This window comes from Saccharothrix sp. ST-888 (genome assembly GCF_000955975.1).
Taxonomy (GTDB): Bacteria; Actinomycetota; Actinomycetes; order Streptomycetales; family Streptomycetaceae; genus Kitasatospora.
Window position 1 is genome coordinate 19,412 of the sequence record NZ_JYJF01000034.1, and the last position, 15,947, is coordinate 35,358.

General features: G+C 70.7%; 15 protein-coding genes and 1 tRNA gene. 7 read left to right on the plus strand and 9 right to left on the minus strand.

Annotated elements, in window-relative coordinates; genetic code table 11:
- Positions 1-64: 64 nt before the first annotated feature.
- Positions 65-148, minus strand: a tRNA-Leu gene (locus tag UK12_RS13790).
- Positions 149-583: 435 nt separating this feature from the next.
- On the opposite strand from UK12_RS13790, the gene UK12_RS13795 reads away from it, so the two are divergent.
- From UK12_RS13795 to pknB, 6 genes are all read left to right on the plus strand, one after another.
- The gene (locus tag UK12_RS13795; RefSeq protein ID WP_045303213.1) at positions 584-1,471 is read left to right on the plus strand and encodes an FhaA domain-containing protein; all 888 of its coding nucleotides are present in this window, start codon (positions 584-586) and stop codon (positions 1,469-1,471) included.
- A gap of 12 nt (positions 1,472-1,483) precedes the next feature.
- On the plus strand, positions 1,484-2,002 hold the full coding sequence (locus UK12_RS13800) for an FHA domain-containing protein FhaB/FipA (protein WP_045303214.1): 519 nt from the start codon (positions 1,484-1,486) through the stop codon (positions 2,000-2,002).
- 166 nt (positions 2,003-2,168) lie between these two features.
- Positions 2,169-3,749 (plus strand): PP2C family protein-serine/threonine phosphatase, encoded by a 1,581-nt coding sequence (locus UK12_RS44400; protein WP_045303215.1) that lies wholly within the window; start codon positions 2,169-2,171, stop codon positions 3,747-3,749.
- 45 nt (positions 3,750-3,794) lie between these two features.
- Positions 3,795-5,258 carry an FtsW/RodA/SpoVE family cell cycle protein gene (locus tag UK12_RS13810; protein WP_231591191.1) on the plus strand — a complete coding sequence of 488 codons (1,464 nt, stop codon included), beginning with the start codon at positions 3,795-3,797 and terminating at the stop codon, positions 5,256-5,258.
- 55 nt (positions 5,259-5,313) lie between these two features.
- Positions 5,314-6,777, plus strand: a complete 1,464-nt coding sequence (locus tag UK12_RS13815; protein ID WP_045303216.1) for a peptidoglycan D,D-transpeptidase FtsI family protein — start codon at positions 5,314-5,316, stop codon at positions 6,775-6,777.
- 273 nt (positions 6,778-7,050) lie between these two features.
- Positions 7,051-9,129, plus strand: a complete 2,079-nt coding sequence (pknB, locus tag UK12_RS13820) for a Stk1 family PASTA domain-containing Ser/Thr kinase (protein ID WP_045303217.1) — start codon at positions 7,051-7,053, stop codon at positions 9,127-9,129.
- A gap of 74 nt (positions 9,130-9,203) precedes the next feature.
- On the opposite strand, the gene UK12_RS39685 is transcribed toward pknB, so the two are convergent.
- The 6 genes from UK12_RS39685 to UK12_RS13855 all read right to left on the minus strand — a co-directional run bounded on the left by UK12_RS39685 (position 9,204) and on the right by UK12_RS13855 (position 13,593).
- Positions 9,204-9,866 (minus strand): hypothetical protein, encoded by a 663-nt coding sequence (locus UK12_RS39685; RefSeq protein WP_052681864.1) that lies wholly within the window; start codon positions 9,864-9,866, stop codon positions 9,204-9,206.
- Positions 9,867-9,995: 129 nt separating this feature from the next.
- Positions 9,996-10,790: a class E sortase gene (locus UK12_RS13830; protein WP_045303218.1), complete on the minus strand. Its 795-nt coding sequence runs from the start codon at positions 10,788-10,790 to the stop codon at positions 9,996-9,998.
- A gap of 30 nt (positions 10,791-10,820) precedes the next feature.
- Positions 10,821-11,801, minus strand: coding sequence for a class E sortase (locus UK12_RS13835; RefSeq protein WP_082119591.1), 981 nt, complete (start codon positions 11,799-11,801; stop codon positions 10,821-10,823).
- A 4-nt stretch (positions 11,802-11,805) separates the two neighbouring features.
- Entirely contained in the window at positions 11,806-12,468 is a 663-nt protein-coding gene (locus UK12_RS13845; protein ID WP_045303221.1) for an aminodeoxychorismate/anthranilate synthase component II, read from the minus strand.
- Between the two features lie 66 nt (positions 12,469-12,534).
- On the minus strand, positions 12,535-12,705 hold the full coding sequence (locus tag UK12_RS41230) for a hypothetical protein (protein ID WP_045303222.1): 171 nt from the start codon (positions 12,703-12,705) through the stop codon (positions 12,535-12,537).
- 123 nt (positions 12,706-12,828) lie between these two features.
- Entirely contained in the window at positions 12,829-13,593 is a 765-nt protein-coding gene (locus UK12_RS13855; protein WP_197084835.1) for a DUF881 domain-containing protein, read from the minus strand.
- 199 nt (positions 13,594-13,792) lie between these two features.
- Here UK12_RS13855 and crgA point away from each other — a divergent pair, with 199 nt between their 5' ends.
- Entirely contained in the window at positions 13,793-14,041 is a 249-nt protein-coding gene (gene crgA, locus UK12_RS13860; RefSeq protein WP_045303223.1) for a cell division protein CrgA, read from the plus strand.
- 310 nt (positions 14,042-14,351) lie between these two features.
- On the opposite strand, the gene UK12_RS13865 is transcribed toward crgA, so the two are convergent.
- Positions 14,352-15,245 (minus strand): rhomboid family intramembrane serine protease, encoded by an 894-nt coding sequence (locus UK12_RS13865; RefSeq protein WP_045303224.1) that lies wholly within the window; start codon positions 15,243-15,245, stop codon positions 14,352-14,354.
- 114 nt (positions 15,246-15,359) lie between these two features.
- Positions 15,360-15,884, minus strand: a complete 525-nt coding sequence (locus UK12_RS13870) for a peptidylprolyl isomerase (protein ID WP_045303225.1) — start codon at positions 15,882-15,884, stop codon at positions 15,360-15,362.
- Between the last annotated feature and the right edge of the window lie 63 nt (positions 15,885-15,947).

Sequence of the window (15,947 nt, forward strand, 5' to 3'; positions counted from 1 at the left end):
GTCGGCCCGTCGGCAGCGGATGACAAAAAACCCCGCAGATCCGAAGATCTGCGGGGTTTCGCTGTGCGCGAGGGGGGAGTTGAACCCCCACGCCCTTTCGGGCACTGGAACCTGAATCCAGCGCGTCTGCCTATTCCGCCACCCGCGCATGGGTGTTGTCGTTAGATGCTTTCCGCTCTTCCGACCTGCCGAGAAGCTTACCGTATCTCCGCTGGTCTTCCGTCCGGCTCCCTTGCGGGCGCCCCTTCCGACATGGAAAACATTAGCACGGCTGGCGGGCTGCCTACGAATCCGTTCCCGCAGGCCCCGCAACCGGAGACGGCCGCGTGCCCGCGAGTACCTCCGGACGGAGTGCGGGGAAGACGGGCCAGGGGTGAGGCGGCCCGTCTTCGGGTAGCCCTGGCTTGCCACCCCCGAACACCGTCCCGAAACCGCCCGTCGGCCGCTGTGCGAGGGCTCACGGCGGGGAGCCACATCCCCGGGGAACCGTACGGATGGGCCGGGCGTGGATACGATCAGTACGGAAGTACCGCCAGTAGGCCGAGCACCTGGCCCGACCGAAGCCCTTGGAAGGGGGTGCCCCGTGGGAGTCCTGAAGAAGTTCGAACAGCGGCTCGAGGGTCTTGTGAACGGCACCTTCGCCAAGGTGTTCAAGTCCGAGGTCCAGCCGGTGGAGATCGCCGGAGCACTGCAGCGGGAGTGCGACAACAACGCCACCATCTGGAACCGGGACCGCACCGTGGTCCCGAACGACTTCATCGTCGAGCTCAGCCCGCACGACCACGAGCGCCTCAGCCCCTACTCGGGGCAGCTGGGCAGCGAGCTGGCCGGCATGGTGCGCGAGTACGCCGAGGCCCAGCGCTACAGCTTCATGGGCCCGCTCCAGGTCGCCCTGGAGAAGGCGGACGACCTCGACACCGGCCTGTACCGGGTGCGCAGCCGCACCCTGGCCTCCGAGGAGCCGCCGCAGCCCGTCCCGCCGCCGGCCCAGGCCGGGTACGGGCGCCAGCCCACCCCGCCCGCGCCCGGCGCGCCATGGCAGCAGCAGAGCGCGGCCACCTACGGTGCGCCGCCCCCGCCGTCCGCACCTCCGGTGGTGCCCCCGGCGCCTTCGACGCCCCCGACCGCACCGCCCGCCGCGGGCGGCGGCAACGTGCGCCCGTTCCCGGGCTCGGGCGGCGGCGGCGCGGCCACCCGCCGCTGGATCGAGGTCAACGGCGCCCGCCACCAGGTGACCGGGAACGGCGTCGTGCTCGGCCGGTCCACCGAGGCGGACATCCGCATCGACGACCCCGGGGTCTCCCGCAAGCACGCCGAGATCCGCCCCGGAACACCCGCGATGGTGCTCGACCTGGGGTCCACCAACGGCATCGTGGTGGACGGACAGCACTGCCAGCGCGCTACGCTCCGCGACGGCTCCAGGATCGTCCTGGGGAGCACCACCATCGTCTACCGACAGGTCGAAGGGTAGAGCGGGTCACCTATGTCAGATCTGACCCTGACGGTCATGCGGCTTGGATTCCTCGCCGTGCTGTGGCTGTTCGTCATCGTCGCGGTGCAGGTGATCCGCAGCGACCTGTTCGGCACCAAGGTGAACCCGCGGTCCTCGCGGCGAGCCGCCGGCACCCCCGTCCAGACCGCCCCCGGCAACGGCCGGGCGGCCCAGCCGACGCAGACCGCACCGGCCCAGCCGCGGCAGCGCCGGGGTGCGCCCACCCAGCTGGTGGTGGTGCAGGGCTCGCTGGCCGGCACCACGGTGGCCCTGCAGGGCCAGACCATCACGCTCGGCCGGGCGCACGACTCGACCATCGTGCTGGACGACGACTACGCCTCCTCCAGGCATGCCAGGATCTACCCGGATCAGACTGGGCAGTGGACGGTCGAGGATCTAGGCTCCACCAACGGCACCTATCTGGACCGGCAGCGGCTCACCGTGCCCACCCCGCTCCAGCCGGGCATGCCGATCCGTATCGGCAGGACCGTCATCGAACTGCGGAAGTAGTAGCGCATGAGGGACAGCATCCCGTTCACGCCCGGCCGGGCACGCGGCTGCAACGCTGCCGCCCTGGTGCGCACCGACGCCCTGAAGGGGGTTCGTTCCGCATGACCGAGCGAATCGTCAGCTCCGCGCTTGGCGAAGCCGCCCTGAGGCGAATCGAGGCAGGGGCATGAGTCTGGTGCTGCGCTTCGCTGCCGGTTCCCACAAGGGGCTGATCCGGGAGGGCAACGAGGACTCCGGCTACGCCGGGCCGCGGCTGCTCGCGGTGGCCGACGGCATGGGCGGCGCGGCGGCCGGCGAGGTCGCCTCCTCCGAGGTGCTCGGCTCGATCGTCCGCCTGGACGAGGACATCCCGGGCGCCGACCTGCTCACCCTGCTGAAGGACGCGGTCCAGGGCGCCAACGATCGGCTGCGCCAGATGGTCGAGGAGGACCCGCAGCTCGAAGGCATGGGCTGCACCCTCACCGCCATGCTCTGGACCGGCCAGCGGATGGGCCTGGTCCACATCGGCGACTCCCGCGCCTACCTGCTGCGCGACGGCACCCTGAGCCAGATCACCCAGGACCACACCTGGGTGCAGCGGCTGGTGGACGAGGGCCGGATCACGCCGGAGGAGGCCGAGACCCACCCGCAGCGCTCCCTGCTGATGCGCGCCCTGGACGGCCGCGGCCAGGTCGAGCCCGACCTGTCGATCCGCGACGTCCGGGCCGGCGACCGCTACATGATCTGCTCGGACGGCCTGTCGGGACCGGTCAGCCACCAGACCCTGGAGGAGACGCTCGGAAGCTTCTACGCCCCGGAGCAGACCGTCCAGGAGCTGATCCAGCTGGCCCTGCGCGGCGGCGGCCCGGACAACATCACCTGCATCGTCGCGGACGTGATCGACGTCGGCGCGACCGACACCCTCAGCGGCCGGCTCGCCGACATCCCGGTGGTGGTCGGCGCGGTCGCCGACGCGCCGCCGTCCAGCGTGCACGACCAGGCCCTGCTGAACACCCCGGCCGGCCGCGCCGCCGGTCTCGGCCGGCCGCCGCAGGGCCCGCAGGGCGCCTTCGGCCCGGCCAGCGGCTACGAGCAGCCGGGCTTCGGCCCCGCCGAGGGCTACGGCGAGGCCCAGGGCGGCTACGGCGAGGCGTACGGCGCGTTCGGCGCGGCCGAGCAGCAGCCGTACCAGGACGACTTCGAGGACGACGAGGACGGACCGCGCCGCAAGGGCCGCTGGCTGAAGGTCTCGCTGGCCGTGGCGCTCGCGCTCGGCGTGCTCGGCGGCGGCGGCTGGTTCGGCTGGCAGTGGACCCAGGGGCAGTACTACGTCGGGGCCGACGGCGAGCACGTCGCGGTCTACCGCGGCGTCAACCAGAACCTGGCCGGACTCAGCCTGTCCTCGGTGTACGAACAGCACGACGACATCGAACTCAAGTTCCTGCCGACGTACCAGCGCACCCAGGTGAGCAACACCATCCAGGCCAAGAGCCTGGACGACGCCCGCGACCAGGTGAAGCGCCTCGGCGCCCAGGCAGCGGTCTGCAAGAAGGTCTCCGAGGGCGCCAAGCCCGCCGCCCAGGCCCCGGCCGCCGCACCGAGCCCCAGCCCCAGTGCAGCCGGCAGCGCCATCGGCGGCGCGGCCGGCCCGGCCCAGGACGCCGCCCATCCCGCCACGACCGGCAGCCCGGCCGCCGGCAGCCCCGGGGGCGCACCGACCCTCACCGAGCAGGAGCAGCAACTGGCCAACTCCTGCGCGACCCAGTGACCCGGCCCGTACGGGCCCACTCAGCCGTCAGGGAGCGGCCACTACGTGAGCACCTTTGACCTGAGCAGCAGTCACTCCGACAGCGGTCGGCGCAGCGGCGACCCGCGCGGGCGGTCCGGCATCCGCCCCCGGCGCCGCGAGAACACCACGATCACCCCGCAGGGGACGCCCAACCGGCGCAACACCGAGCTGGCCATGCTGGCCTTCGCGGTGGTGCTGCCGATCTTCGCGTACGCCAACGTCGGCCTCGCCATGGACAAGAAGCTGCCCGGCGGCATGCTGGCCTACGGCGCCGGAATGGGCACCCTCGCCCTGGTCGCGCACCTGGCGATGCGCCGCTTCGCGCCGTACGCCGACCCGCTGCTGCTGCCGCTCGGCACCCTGCTCAACGGGCTCGGCCTGGTGATGATCTGGCGGCTCGACAAGGCCGGCAAGCTGCTGCGCGGCAACTTCCCCGCGGCGGCCAACCAGCTGATGTGGTCCGGCCTGGGGATCGCCCTCTTCATCGGGGTGATCGTGCTGCTGAAGGACCACCGGATCCTCCAGCGCTACACCTACATCTCGATGGCCGTCGCACTGGTGCTGCTCGCCGCGCCCGCGTTCTTCCCCTCCCGCGCGGAGGACTTCGGCGCCAAGATCTGGATCCGCTTCGGCAGCTTCTCGTTCCAGCCCGGCGAGTTCGCCAAGATCATCCTGACCGTCTTCTTCTCCGGGTACCTGATGGTCAAGCGGGACGCCCTGGCGCTCGCCAGCCGCCGCTTCATGGGCCTGTACCTGCCGCGCGGGCGCGACCTCGGCCCGATCATCGTGGTCTGGCTGCTCTCCATCCTGATCCTGGTCTTCGAGACCGACCTCGGCACCTCGTTCCTGTTCTTCGGCCTCTTCGTGGTGATGCTCTACGTCGCCACCGAGCGCACCAGCTGGATCGTCTTCGGCCTGCTGATGTCCATCGGCGGCGCAGCCGTGGTCGCCACCTCCGAGCCGCACGTCAAGACCCGGATCGACGCCTGGCTGGACCCGATGGCCGCCTTCGCGCCCAAGCCGCCGCCGGGCTCCACCGAGCAGATCGGCCAGACCCTGATGGCCTTCGGCTCCGGCGGGGTCACCGGCTCCGGACTCGGCCAGGGCCGTTCCTGGCTGATCCAGTTCGCCGCGAAGAGCGACTTCATCCTCGGCTCCTTCGGCGAGGAACTCGGCCTCACCGGCATGATGGCGATCTTCCTGCTGTACGCCCTGCTCGTGCAGCGCGGCCTGCGCACCGCCGTCGCCGCCCGCGACCCGTTCGGCAAGCTGCTCGCCGTCGGCCTCTCCTCGGCCTTCGCGCTCCAGGTCTTCGTGGTGGCCGGCGGGGTCACCGGACTGATCCCGCTCACCGGTATGACCATGCCGTTCCTGGCCCAGGGCGGATCATCGGTGGTCGCCAACTGGGCACTGATCGCCCTGCTGCTGAAGATAAGCGACAGCGCCCGGCGCCCCTCCGCGGAACCGACCCAGGCCACACCGTCGTGAAGAGACATGCGATTGAATCTGACCCGGTGACCGTACGAAGGAGGCGAGGAGCCAAGTGAACAAGCCCATCCGCAGAGTCTCGATCTTCTGCCTGGTGCTGATCCTCGCCCTGCTGCTCCGGACCAACTGGGTGCAGGGCGTCCAGGCCGACGCCTGGGCGAGCAACACCCACAACGAGCGCAACGAGTACGACCGCTACGCCTACCCGCGCGGCAACATCATCGTGGGCGGAAACCCCGTCACCAAGTCCGACTTCGTCAACGGGCTGCGCTACAAGTACAAGCGCGCCTGGATCGACGGGCCGATGTACGCCCCGGTCACCGGCTACTCCTCCCAGGCGTACAAGACCAGCCAGCTGGAGAACCTGGAGGACGGCATCCTCTCCGGCACCGACTCCCGGCTGTTCTTCCGCAACACCCTCGACATGCTGACGGGCAAGCAGAAGCAGGGCGGCGACGTCGTCACCACGATCAACCCCAAGGCGCAGAAGGCGGCCTTCGACGGCCTGGGCGACAAGAAGGGCGCCGCCGTCGCCCTCGACCCGAAGACCGGCGCCATCCTGGCCCTGGTCTCCACCCCCTCGTACGACCCCTCGACCTTCGCGGGCGGGGACCCGGCCACCGACGGCAAGGCCTGGACGGCGCTGCAGAACGACCCGAACAAGCCGATGCTGAACCGGGCGCTGCGGGAGACCTATCCGCCCGGCTCCACCTTCAAGCTGGTCACGGCCACCACCGCCTTCGAGAACGGCATGTTCCAGGGCCCGGACGACAAGACCTCCACCCCGGACCCGTACGTCCTGCCTGGCACCAAGACCGAGCTGAAGAACGACAGCGACACCGAGCCCTGCCAGGACGCCACCCTGCGGGTTGCCATGGAGTACTCCTGCAACACCGTCTACGGCAAGATCGGCGCCGACCTCGGCAAGGACAAGCTGCGGGCCGAGGCCGAGAAGTTCGGTTTCAACAACGACAAGATCGACACCCCGATCCGCGCCGTCCCCAGCTACTTCCCCAAGAACTCCACCCCCGACGGCACCGCGATGGACGCCATCGGGCAGCACGACACCCGCGCCACCCCGCTGCAGATGGCCATGGTCGCCTCCGCGATCGCCAACAACGGCACCCTGATGCAGCCGTACCTGGTCGACGAGGAGCGCGCGGCCAACCTCACCACCATCTCCAAGCACACCGAGCACCAGTTCAGCCAGCCGATGAAGCCCGAGACCGCGCAGAAGCTCCAGCAGCTGATGGAGAGCGTGGTCCAGGACGGCACCGGCAAGAAGGCGCAGATCGACGGCGTCACGGTGGGCGGCAAGACCGGTACCGCCCAGCACGGCCAGGACAACTCCGGGCTGCCGTTCGCCTGGTTCGTCTCGTACGCCAAGGGCGCGGGCGGCCAGCAGGTCGCGGTCGCCGTGGTGGTCGAGGACGGCGCCGCGTCGAGCAACGAGATCAGCGGCGGAAGCATCGCCGCCCCCATCGCCAAGTCGGTGATGCAGGCGGTGCTCAGCAAGTAGGACCCCACGAGTGGCCCCTGTGCGGGTGGCAGGCTTGTCACAATGGGACGTGGCCGGTCGATACCGGTCTGGTCTCAGCTGGCTGCCTGCTCCGGCAGGCTCTGGTAGGACCGGTAGCGTATCCGCAGCAGCGGGTGTGCCCGCCGCTCGCCCACGGCCCGTGCCGTGGGGCCGTCGTCACAGAACCACCGTGACGGCCGGTAGCGTCCAACAGAGCGTGCGGGGACACCTACGTCACATCCTCACCACCAGGTGAGGGAGAGGGTCGGAACTATGGAAGAGCCTCGTCGCCTCGGCGGCAGGTACGAGCTCGGCGGCGTCCTCGGGCGCGGCGGCATGGCCGAGGTGTACCTCGCCCATGACACCCGGCTCGGCCGCTCCGTCGCAGTGAAGACGCTCCGGGCCGACATGGCCCGGGATCCGTCGTTCCAGGCCCGCTTCCGCCGCGAAGCCCAGTCCGCGGCCTCCCTGAACCACCCCGCCATCGTCGCCGTCTACGACACGGGCGAGGACTACATCGACGGCATCTCCATCCCGTACATCGTGATGGAGTACGTCGAGGGTTCCACCCTGCGCGAGCTGCTGCACTCCGGCCGCCGGCTGCTGCCCGAGCGCGCGCTGGAGATGACCATCGGGATCCTCCAGGCGCTGGAGTACTCCCACCGGGCCGGCATCGTCCACCGCGACATCAAGCCCGCCAACGTCATGCTCACCAAGCAGGGCAACGTCAAGGTCATGGACTTCGGCATCGCCCGCGCCATGGGTGACGCCGGCATGACGATGACCCAGACCTCCGCCGTCATCGGCACCGCCCAGTACCTCTCCCCGGAGCAGGCCAAGGGCGAGACCGTCGACGCCCGCTCCGACCTCTACTCCACCGGCTGCCTGCTCTACGAGCTGCTCACCGTGCGCCCGCCGTTCATCGGCGACTCGCCGGTCGCCGTGGCGTACCAGCACGTCCGCGAGGAGGCCATGCCGCCCTCCTCCTACGACCCCGAGGTCCGCCCCGAGATCGACGCGATCGTGCTCAAGGCCCTGGCCAAGGAGCGCGACTACCGCTACCAGAGCGCCGACGAGATGCGCGACGACATCGAGCGCTTCCTCGACGGCCTCCCGGTCGCCGCCGCCCAGCAGGCCGCCGCGTACGGCATGGGCGGCCCCGGCTACGGCTACGACCAGCACGGCTACCCCGCGCAGCACGACCCGTACGGCCAGACCAACCTGCTCCCGCAGCAGGGCGGCGGCCCGACCACCATGATGTCCCCGGTCGGCGGCCAGCCCGGCTACGGCTACCAGGACGGCTCCGGCGGCGCCGACGGCGGCTACGACGACGGCTACGAGCGGGGCGGCCGGCGCCAGGACCAGCCGAAGAAGAGCAACACCTCCTGGATCGTCCTGGCGATCGCGGCCGTCCTGGTGCTGGTCGGCGCCTACTTCGTGGTCGACGCCATGACCCGGCCGGGCGGCAACACCGGCAGCACCGGCAAGGTCGCCGCGCCCAACCTGGTCGGCAAGTCCCTGAAGGACGCCCAGGCCGCCGCGGCCGCCGTGAACGACAAGCTCCAGGTCACCGCGGCCGACCCGGTCGCCTGCCCGGACAGCAGCATCCAGAAGGACCAGGTCTGCACCCAGGAGCCGGGCGTCGGCACCCAGGTCGAGGTGAGCACTCCGATCAAGGTGCACCTCTCCAGCGGCCCCGCCACCGCCGCCGTGCCGGACGTCACCGGCCAGTCCCAGGACGCCGCGAAGGCCGCCCTGACCAAGGCGGGCTTCACGGTCGGCAACGTCACCTTCAAGAACGACGACAACGCGGCGCAGGACAAGGTCCTCTCCCAGTCGGTCACCGGCAACGCCGCCCCGGGCACCTCGGTCGACCTGGTCGTCTCCCAGGGCAAGAGCAAGACGGCCGTCCCCGGGGTGATCGGCCAGCAGACCGACGCCGCCCGGCAGGCCCTCCAGCAGGCGGGCTTCGTGGTGGAGGTCAAGACCACCGCGGCCACCGACCCCACCAAGGTCGACATCGTCGCCGACCAGAACCCCCCGGCCAACAGCAAGGCGGCCCAGGGCTCCACGGTCACCCTGACCGTCTACAAGACGCCGGAGAAGGTGCCGGTCCCCGATGTGAAGGGCAAGACCGTCAAGGACGCCATGGGCCTCCTGAAGTCGGCCGGCCTGCAGTGGACCTTCGCTGGCGCAGGCGGCGACAGCAACAACATCGTCGTCAACACCAACCCCGGCACGAACAACCTGGTGGACCCCAATTCCAGCGTCCAGCTGATCACCATGGCGGGTGACCCGCGGGGAAACGGCGGCAACGGGGGCACCAGCCCGAACCCCCCGACCAACCACTGATCACGGGCACCTGAACACCGCAGGGACACCGAAGGGGGCCGCAGCCGCGGCCCCCTTCGCGCTGCCCGCCTCACTCACCGCCTGCCGGAGCCTGGGCACCGCCGCCTGCCGGGTCCCGGGGCGGTGCCCAGGGTGCAGAGCATGTCCACCCGGCCGCCCAGGGTGGGCACCTCGCAGGCGGTGTCCGCGACCCGGACGCCCATCGCGGCCACCACCGCCCGCTCCACCTCCAGTTGCCGGGCCAGGCGGGCGTACGCCTCCCTGAGCTCGGCCAGCTCCCCCCGCGGCCCCGGCGTCGCCCGCTGGGCGATCTCGGCGGCCATCGCCTCCGGCCAGGAGACCGGCGCCTGAGCCAGGTCGAACAGGTGCCGACGGACCTGCCGCGCCACCTCGCTGTCCCGCAGCAGCATCGCCACGTTCAGCACCGCCCGGCGGGGAAAGACCAGCAGGCCGCGGCCCGGTGGTTTTCTAGGGGTCATATTGACCCCTAGAAAACCTCGCAGCCCGGCGCCCTTCAGCAGGGCCATACCGTTGCCCGCGAGCTCCTCGCGGTGGCGTCGGACCAGAGTCCGGACGGCCTCCTCGTCCACGTCGAAGTAGGCGGCCACCATGGACCGCGTCGCGTGCAGCCCGTCCGGCAGCAGCCCGAGCGCCCTGACCCGGTCGAGGGCCTCGGTGCGGTCCACCAGGCTGCCGCGCATGGTGCGGGATTCGAGAAGTACGGCTTCGTGGTCCATCGGCGCTCGCCTCACCCGTCGTCAGACACCTGTTCCGGCGAACTGCCAACGAAGCCGGTTGACGCCACGTCACCTCTCCGGCCGAGCGCACCGCATCACGCGCCCCGCGTGCACCGGCCGCCGCACGCCTCAGCGCAGCTCGGGCGGCGGGGTCCGCTTCGCGTCCATCCGATCGACCCTCAGCAGGCTGCCCCAGACCGCCATGCGGTACGTGGAGGTGTACACGGGCGTGCAGGTGGTCAGGGTGATGTACCGGCCTGGAGCGCTGTAGCCGGAGCCGGCGGGGATCGGGGCGACGATGCCGGTGTCGTACTTCGAGGTCTGGGGCAGCGTGTTGTCGACCCGGTAGACGTACCAGCTGTCCCGGGTCTCGACCACGATCGCGTCGCCCCGGCCGACCCTGTCGAGGTCGTGGAACTTGGCGCCGTGGCCGTCCCGGTGCGCGGCGAGGGCGAAGTTGCCGTCCTCGTCCCAGGGCATCGCGGCCCGGTACGGCTCCTCGTAGACCCCGGCCACGCCCTCGTCGAGGACCTCGCTGCCAGTGCCCATCCGGATCAGCGCCTGGTAGCCCCGGCCGAGCGCGGGGACGTGCAGGAAGCCGACACCTTCCCCCGCCTCGTAGACGGGAGGCGGGGCCTGGGCAGACGTACCGGACGGGCCGGACGGGCCGGACGGGCCGGACGGGCCGGACGGGCCGGGGACGGCCGGGGCGGACCAGCTGCCGCGCAGCCGGTCCGCCTGGAGATGGGCACGCCGGTCGGCGATCAGGTCCGTCCACCACAGCGAGTACCCGACGAACAGGGCCAGCACCAGCCCGCCGGTGATCAGCAGCTCGCCGACCAGGCCCAGCACCGCGGCCCACCGGCCCCGGCGGCGACGCCGCCGCTGCTCGGCTCGTGAGGGTCCGTCCAGCACGATCTCCACGCCGCCGCCTCGTCCCTCGGGTACGGGTGCCTAGCCGCCGGTCAGCGCAGGAGGCTGCCCCTGACTCCTCGGCCGTTCCTCGACCATCTTGCCAAAGACGATCAGCCTTCCCCGGGCACTGAACTCCGGCGTGCATGTCGTCATGGTGAGGTAACGACCCGGTTGGCTGAACGGTGATCCCTTCGGCACCGATTGGAGTACCGAGACGTTGGACGGCGGCGTCTCCGGGATGCCGCCCGCCACCTGGTAGGTGTAGTAGGAGGCCGCGGTCTCCACCACGATCTTGTCCCCCGGGACCAGCTGCCCGATCTTGCGGAAGGGCTGGCCGTGCGTGGTCCGGTGGGCGGCCACGGCGAAGTTGCCGGTCTTGTCGGAGGGCATCGCGGTGCCGATGTAGTGCCCGACCAGGCCCTTGTCGAGCACCTGCTGCTTCCCGGTGCCCTCGGCGATCGGGTACGTCAGACCGAGCTTCGGGATGTGGATGATGGCGAAGCCCTTGCCCGGTTCGAACGCCCCGGCGGGCTTGTCGGCGCTGCCCGGGGCCGGTGCGGGCTGCGGCTCGGCCCACTGCTGTTCCAGCTGGTTGCGGGTGCCGTTGGCGGAGGCGTCCGCCTCCACGTTGGTCCACCACAGCTGGTACGCGACGAAGAGCAGCATCACCAGGCCGAGGGTGATGAACAGTTCGCCGACCAGCCGGGCGGCGACCACCCGCTTGGACTCCTTCGGGCGCGGCCTCGGCCCGGTGGGCCGCCCGGCCGCCCGGCGCCTGCCGCTGCCGGAGCGCGCCGCCGTACCGCCCGCGGCCCGCCGCCGCCCCGCCCGGCCGCCGTCCGGCCCGGCGTCCGGCTCCGCCGGATCCGCGCCGGGTACCGGCCGCAGCTGCAGCGTCTGCTCGGCCGGTGCCCCGGGGTACCCGCGGGCCGGCTCGTAGCCGCCCCACGCTCCCGGGTCCGTGTCCGGCCCTGGTCCGGAGCCGGTGTGCGCGCCCCCCTCCGGGCGCAGTGCCGTCACCCTCTCAGCTCCGGCCGATCACCGGGGCGAGCCCGGCCGAGCGGCCGACCGCCTCCGGGTAGCCGCACTCCGCCAGCCAGTTGGCCAACATCCGGTGCCCGCCCTCGGTGAGCACCGACTCGGGGTGGAACTGCACGCCCTCGACCAGGTGTTCACGGTGCCGCAGTCCCATGATGACGCCGCTGTCGGTCTGCGCGGTGACCACCAGGGTGTCCGGGACGGTGGCCGGTTCGACCGCGAGCGAGTGGTACCTGGTCGCGGTCATCGGCGAGGGCAGGCCCGTGAAGACCCCGCCGTCCTCGTGCGTCACCTGCGAGACCTTGCCGTGCAGCAGCTCGGGTGCCCGGTCGACCACCGCGCCGTACGCCACGGCGATCGACTGCAGCCCGAGGCAGACGCCGAACAGCGGCAGCCCGACGGACGCGCAGTGGTGCACCATCTCGATGCACACCCCGGCCTCCTCCGGCGCTCCCGGCCCGGGGGAGAGCAGCACTCCGTCGAAGCCGCGCTCGCCGTCGCGGCGCACCGCGTGCTCGACCGTCACCTCGTCGTTGCGCACCACCTCGCAGGTGGCGCCCAGCTGGTACAGGTACTGGACGAGGTTGAAGACGAAGCTGTCGTAGTTGTCCACCACGAGGATCCGGGGCGAACTTCCGGCGGAGGTCATACGCGCGCTACTCCTGAAGTGCGGGTCCTGCCGGCCGGCAGGGGAAGAGCGGGGGAGCGGGACCGGTCAGCCGGCCCCGCCTTGGTCCACCGTGACGTTCCCGAAGGGCAGCAGCGGTTCGGCCCACGGGAAGACGTACTGGAACAGGACGTAGACCAGCCCGAGCACGAGCAGCACCGAGAGGACCATCCGGACCAGGGTGTTCCCCGGCAGATGCCGCCAGATCCAGCCGTACATGCCGCTCCTCAGGGTTCAGGTCGGTGTCAAGACTAGACCGCACCGCCTGCCGGACAGGCCATATCACCGGAGTTGTCCGGTCCTGCTCCCCCGCGCCCACCGGCTGTCGCCGCCGTTCGCGTTCTAACCGTTCGCCGAGTGCAGATCGACGCTGCCCGCGTACCCGGGCAGGGTCAGGTTGGCGCTCTCCTGCACCTTCCAGCCGAGCCCGTACGCGGCGACGTACTGAAGGTAGTTGTTGATCGTCGGATCGCCGTTGACCGCCGCCCGCAGCGCGTCGGTGCGGCCGACCGCCTTGATGACGTACGGCGGGGAGTAGACCCGGCCCTGGAGCAGCAGGGTGTTGCCGACGCAGCGGACCGCACTGGTGGCGATCAGCCGCTGGTCCATCACCTGGATCCCCTCGGCACCGCCGCGCCAGAGCGCGTTCACCACGGCCTGGATGTCCTGCTGGTGGATCACCAGGTCGTTGACGCCCGGGTCGGGGACGCCCGGGATGCGCGCGGTGGCGTCCGGCGGTGCGTCGTTCAGGGTGACGGTCAGGCCGGAGCCCTTCACCGGGTCGAGTCCGGCGGACCGGCGCAGCGGGTCCAGCTGGGCCGTGTCGGAGGGGGCGACCCGCTGCTTGGCGAGGGCGTCGGCGCGGTGCTGGAGATCGGTGAGCTGCGCCTGAGTCTGCTGGTTCTGGGTGCTGCGCTGGAGTATCACGTCGCTGAGGCGCAGCAGCGAGTTGTCGGTGCGCAGATCGGTGCCGCGGGCGGTCTCCGCGCTGATGTAGAAGAGCAGCCCGGCGAGGGAGAATACTGTACAGGTGAGGGCACGTCCGACAATTCGGGCACCAGGGCGGCGGCCGGTGGCGGAGCCCCGGGGAATCGTGAAATTCGGCACCGTACCCTTATCTCCTTCAGACCCGGCGAGCCACTACGCTAACGGACGCCGGTGGCATGTGCGGAGCGCCCTGTCCGGTACGTCCCCAGGTTCCCCTGGCGGAGGTCCGGACCGATCGCTCCCCCGTACAGACCGGTCCCACCGCCGCCCGCCCCGCTGCACCCTGCGCGGTCACAGCGCATCGACAGGAGAACCCCTCGTGCCGAAGTCTCGACTCCGCAAGAAGTCCGACTACACCCCGCCGACGACGGCAACGGTGAAGATCAGTTCCGGGCGCAGCTGGGTGGCACCGCTGATGCTGGCACTGTTCCTGATCGGCCTGGTGTGGATCGTCACCTACTACGTGACCAACGGCAGCTGGCCGGTCCAGGCCTGGGGCAACTGGAACATCCTGGCCGGCTTCGGCTTCATCGCCGCGGGTTTCGGCGTCTCCACCCAGTGGAAGTAAGCCCCTTCTGACCCGCCTGTCCGCACCGCTCCCGACCTCGGGCCGGGGGCGGTGCTTCTGCCTGTCCACAGCCGGTTCGGGTCATCGAACCGTACGTTTATCCACACGGTTATCCACACTGGGGAAAAGTCGACCCAGCCTGTGGATAACTTGTTCTCCGCAGCCCCGGAAAAGCGTGTCGGAGAGCCGACAAAAGCACAGCTGGACGCGCGTAGAGACGGTATCCCCAGCCAGCCCTCCACACGGGCTGTGCACAGTCCCGCGCACGCTGTGGACAACCGGGTGCCGCACCGCGGTGCAGCGCTCCGCCTCACATCCCGATCCGGGCCGTCCCGACCAGGACCAGCGTGACGACCAGAGCGAGCATCCCGGCCAGCGTCAACCCCTGTACCAGGCTGCGGTGCGCCCGGGGGGCGTACATCAGGCCCACGCCGGTGACGGCCCCCGCCACCAGGCCGCCGATGTGCGCGCGCCAGTCGATGTACGGCACCGAGAAGGTGATCACCAGGTTGAAGACCAGCAGCGCCATCAGCGGCGCCAGCGGCGTCCGGGTGACCCGGAACAGCACCGCGGTGGCGCCCAGCAGGCCGAAGATCGCCCCGGAGGCCCCCATCGAGTACAGCCGGTCCCCGGAGACCAGGTAGGCGAAGGCGTTGCCCGCCAGCCCCGAGACCGCGTACAGCCCCACGAAGCGGAGCCGGCCCAGCATCCGTTCGAGGTTGGGGCCGATCACCCAGAGCGAGACCATGTTCATCACCAGGTGCAGCAGACCGGTGTGCACGAAGGCGGCGGTCACCAGCCGGTACCACTGGTCGGGCCCGGCGGCGACGCCGTACGGCTGGTACCAGTACGGCGGGACCAGGCTGTGCAGGGAGAGCGTCTCCTTGAGCTCCGGGCGCAGGTACTCGGTCAGCAGGAAGACCGCGACGTTGATCCCGATCAGGCCCTTGGTGACCAGCGCGCCGTCCTGGGTGTGCGTACCGCCGAAGCGGGTACGGACCCTGGTCTGCGCGGCATCCTGGCGGGTGCTCTGCACGCACTCGGGGCAGTGGAAGCCCACCGAGGCGTTCACCATGCACTCCGGGCAGATCGCCCGCCCGCAGCGGGTGCAGGTGATGCCGGTCTCCCGCTCGGCGTGCCGGTAGCAGCGGGAAAGACCCGAGGCCGCCTCGGGCTGTGGTCGGGCCGACTCGTCCGGGAGCATCCGTGGTTCCCTCCTCAAGGGCGATCCCGGCGGCACCACCGCGAACGGGGTACCGCCGGGACCGTCAAGGCTACTGCCGGGGCAGGGCCCCTCCCAGCGTTTCGGCCGGTCGACTCAGCGGCGGGTGATCTCCACCGACTCGATGACGACGTCCTCGACCGGGCGGTCGCCGCGGCCGGTGGGGGCGACCGAGATCTCCGCGACCACCTTGCGGCTGAGCTCGTCCTCGACCTCGCCGAAGATGGTGTGCTTGTTGGTCAGCCAGGCGGTCGGCGTCACGGTGACGAAGAACTGCGAGCCGTTGGTCCCCGGGCCCGCGTTGGCCATGGCCAGCAGGAACGGGCGGTCGAAGGCCAGGTCCGGGTGGAACTCGTCGGCGAAGCGGTAGCCCGGGCCGCCGGTGCCGGTGCCCAGCGGGTCACCGCCCTGGATCATGAAGTCGCTGATCACGCGGTGGAACACGGTGCCGTTGTACAGCGGGGCGTTGGACTTCACACCGGTACGGGGGTGCGTCCACTCGCGGCTGCCCTCGGCCAGCTCCACGAAGTTCGCCACCGTCTTCGGGGCGTGGTTCGGGAAGAGCTTGATGACGATGTCGCCGCGGTTGGTCTTCAGGGTGGCGAACAGTTCCTCGGCCACGGTGTGCCTTCCTACTCTGTGCAACTGATCTTCAGATCATCCCATGTGCGGTTCGGCCACCTC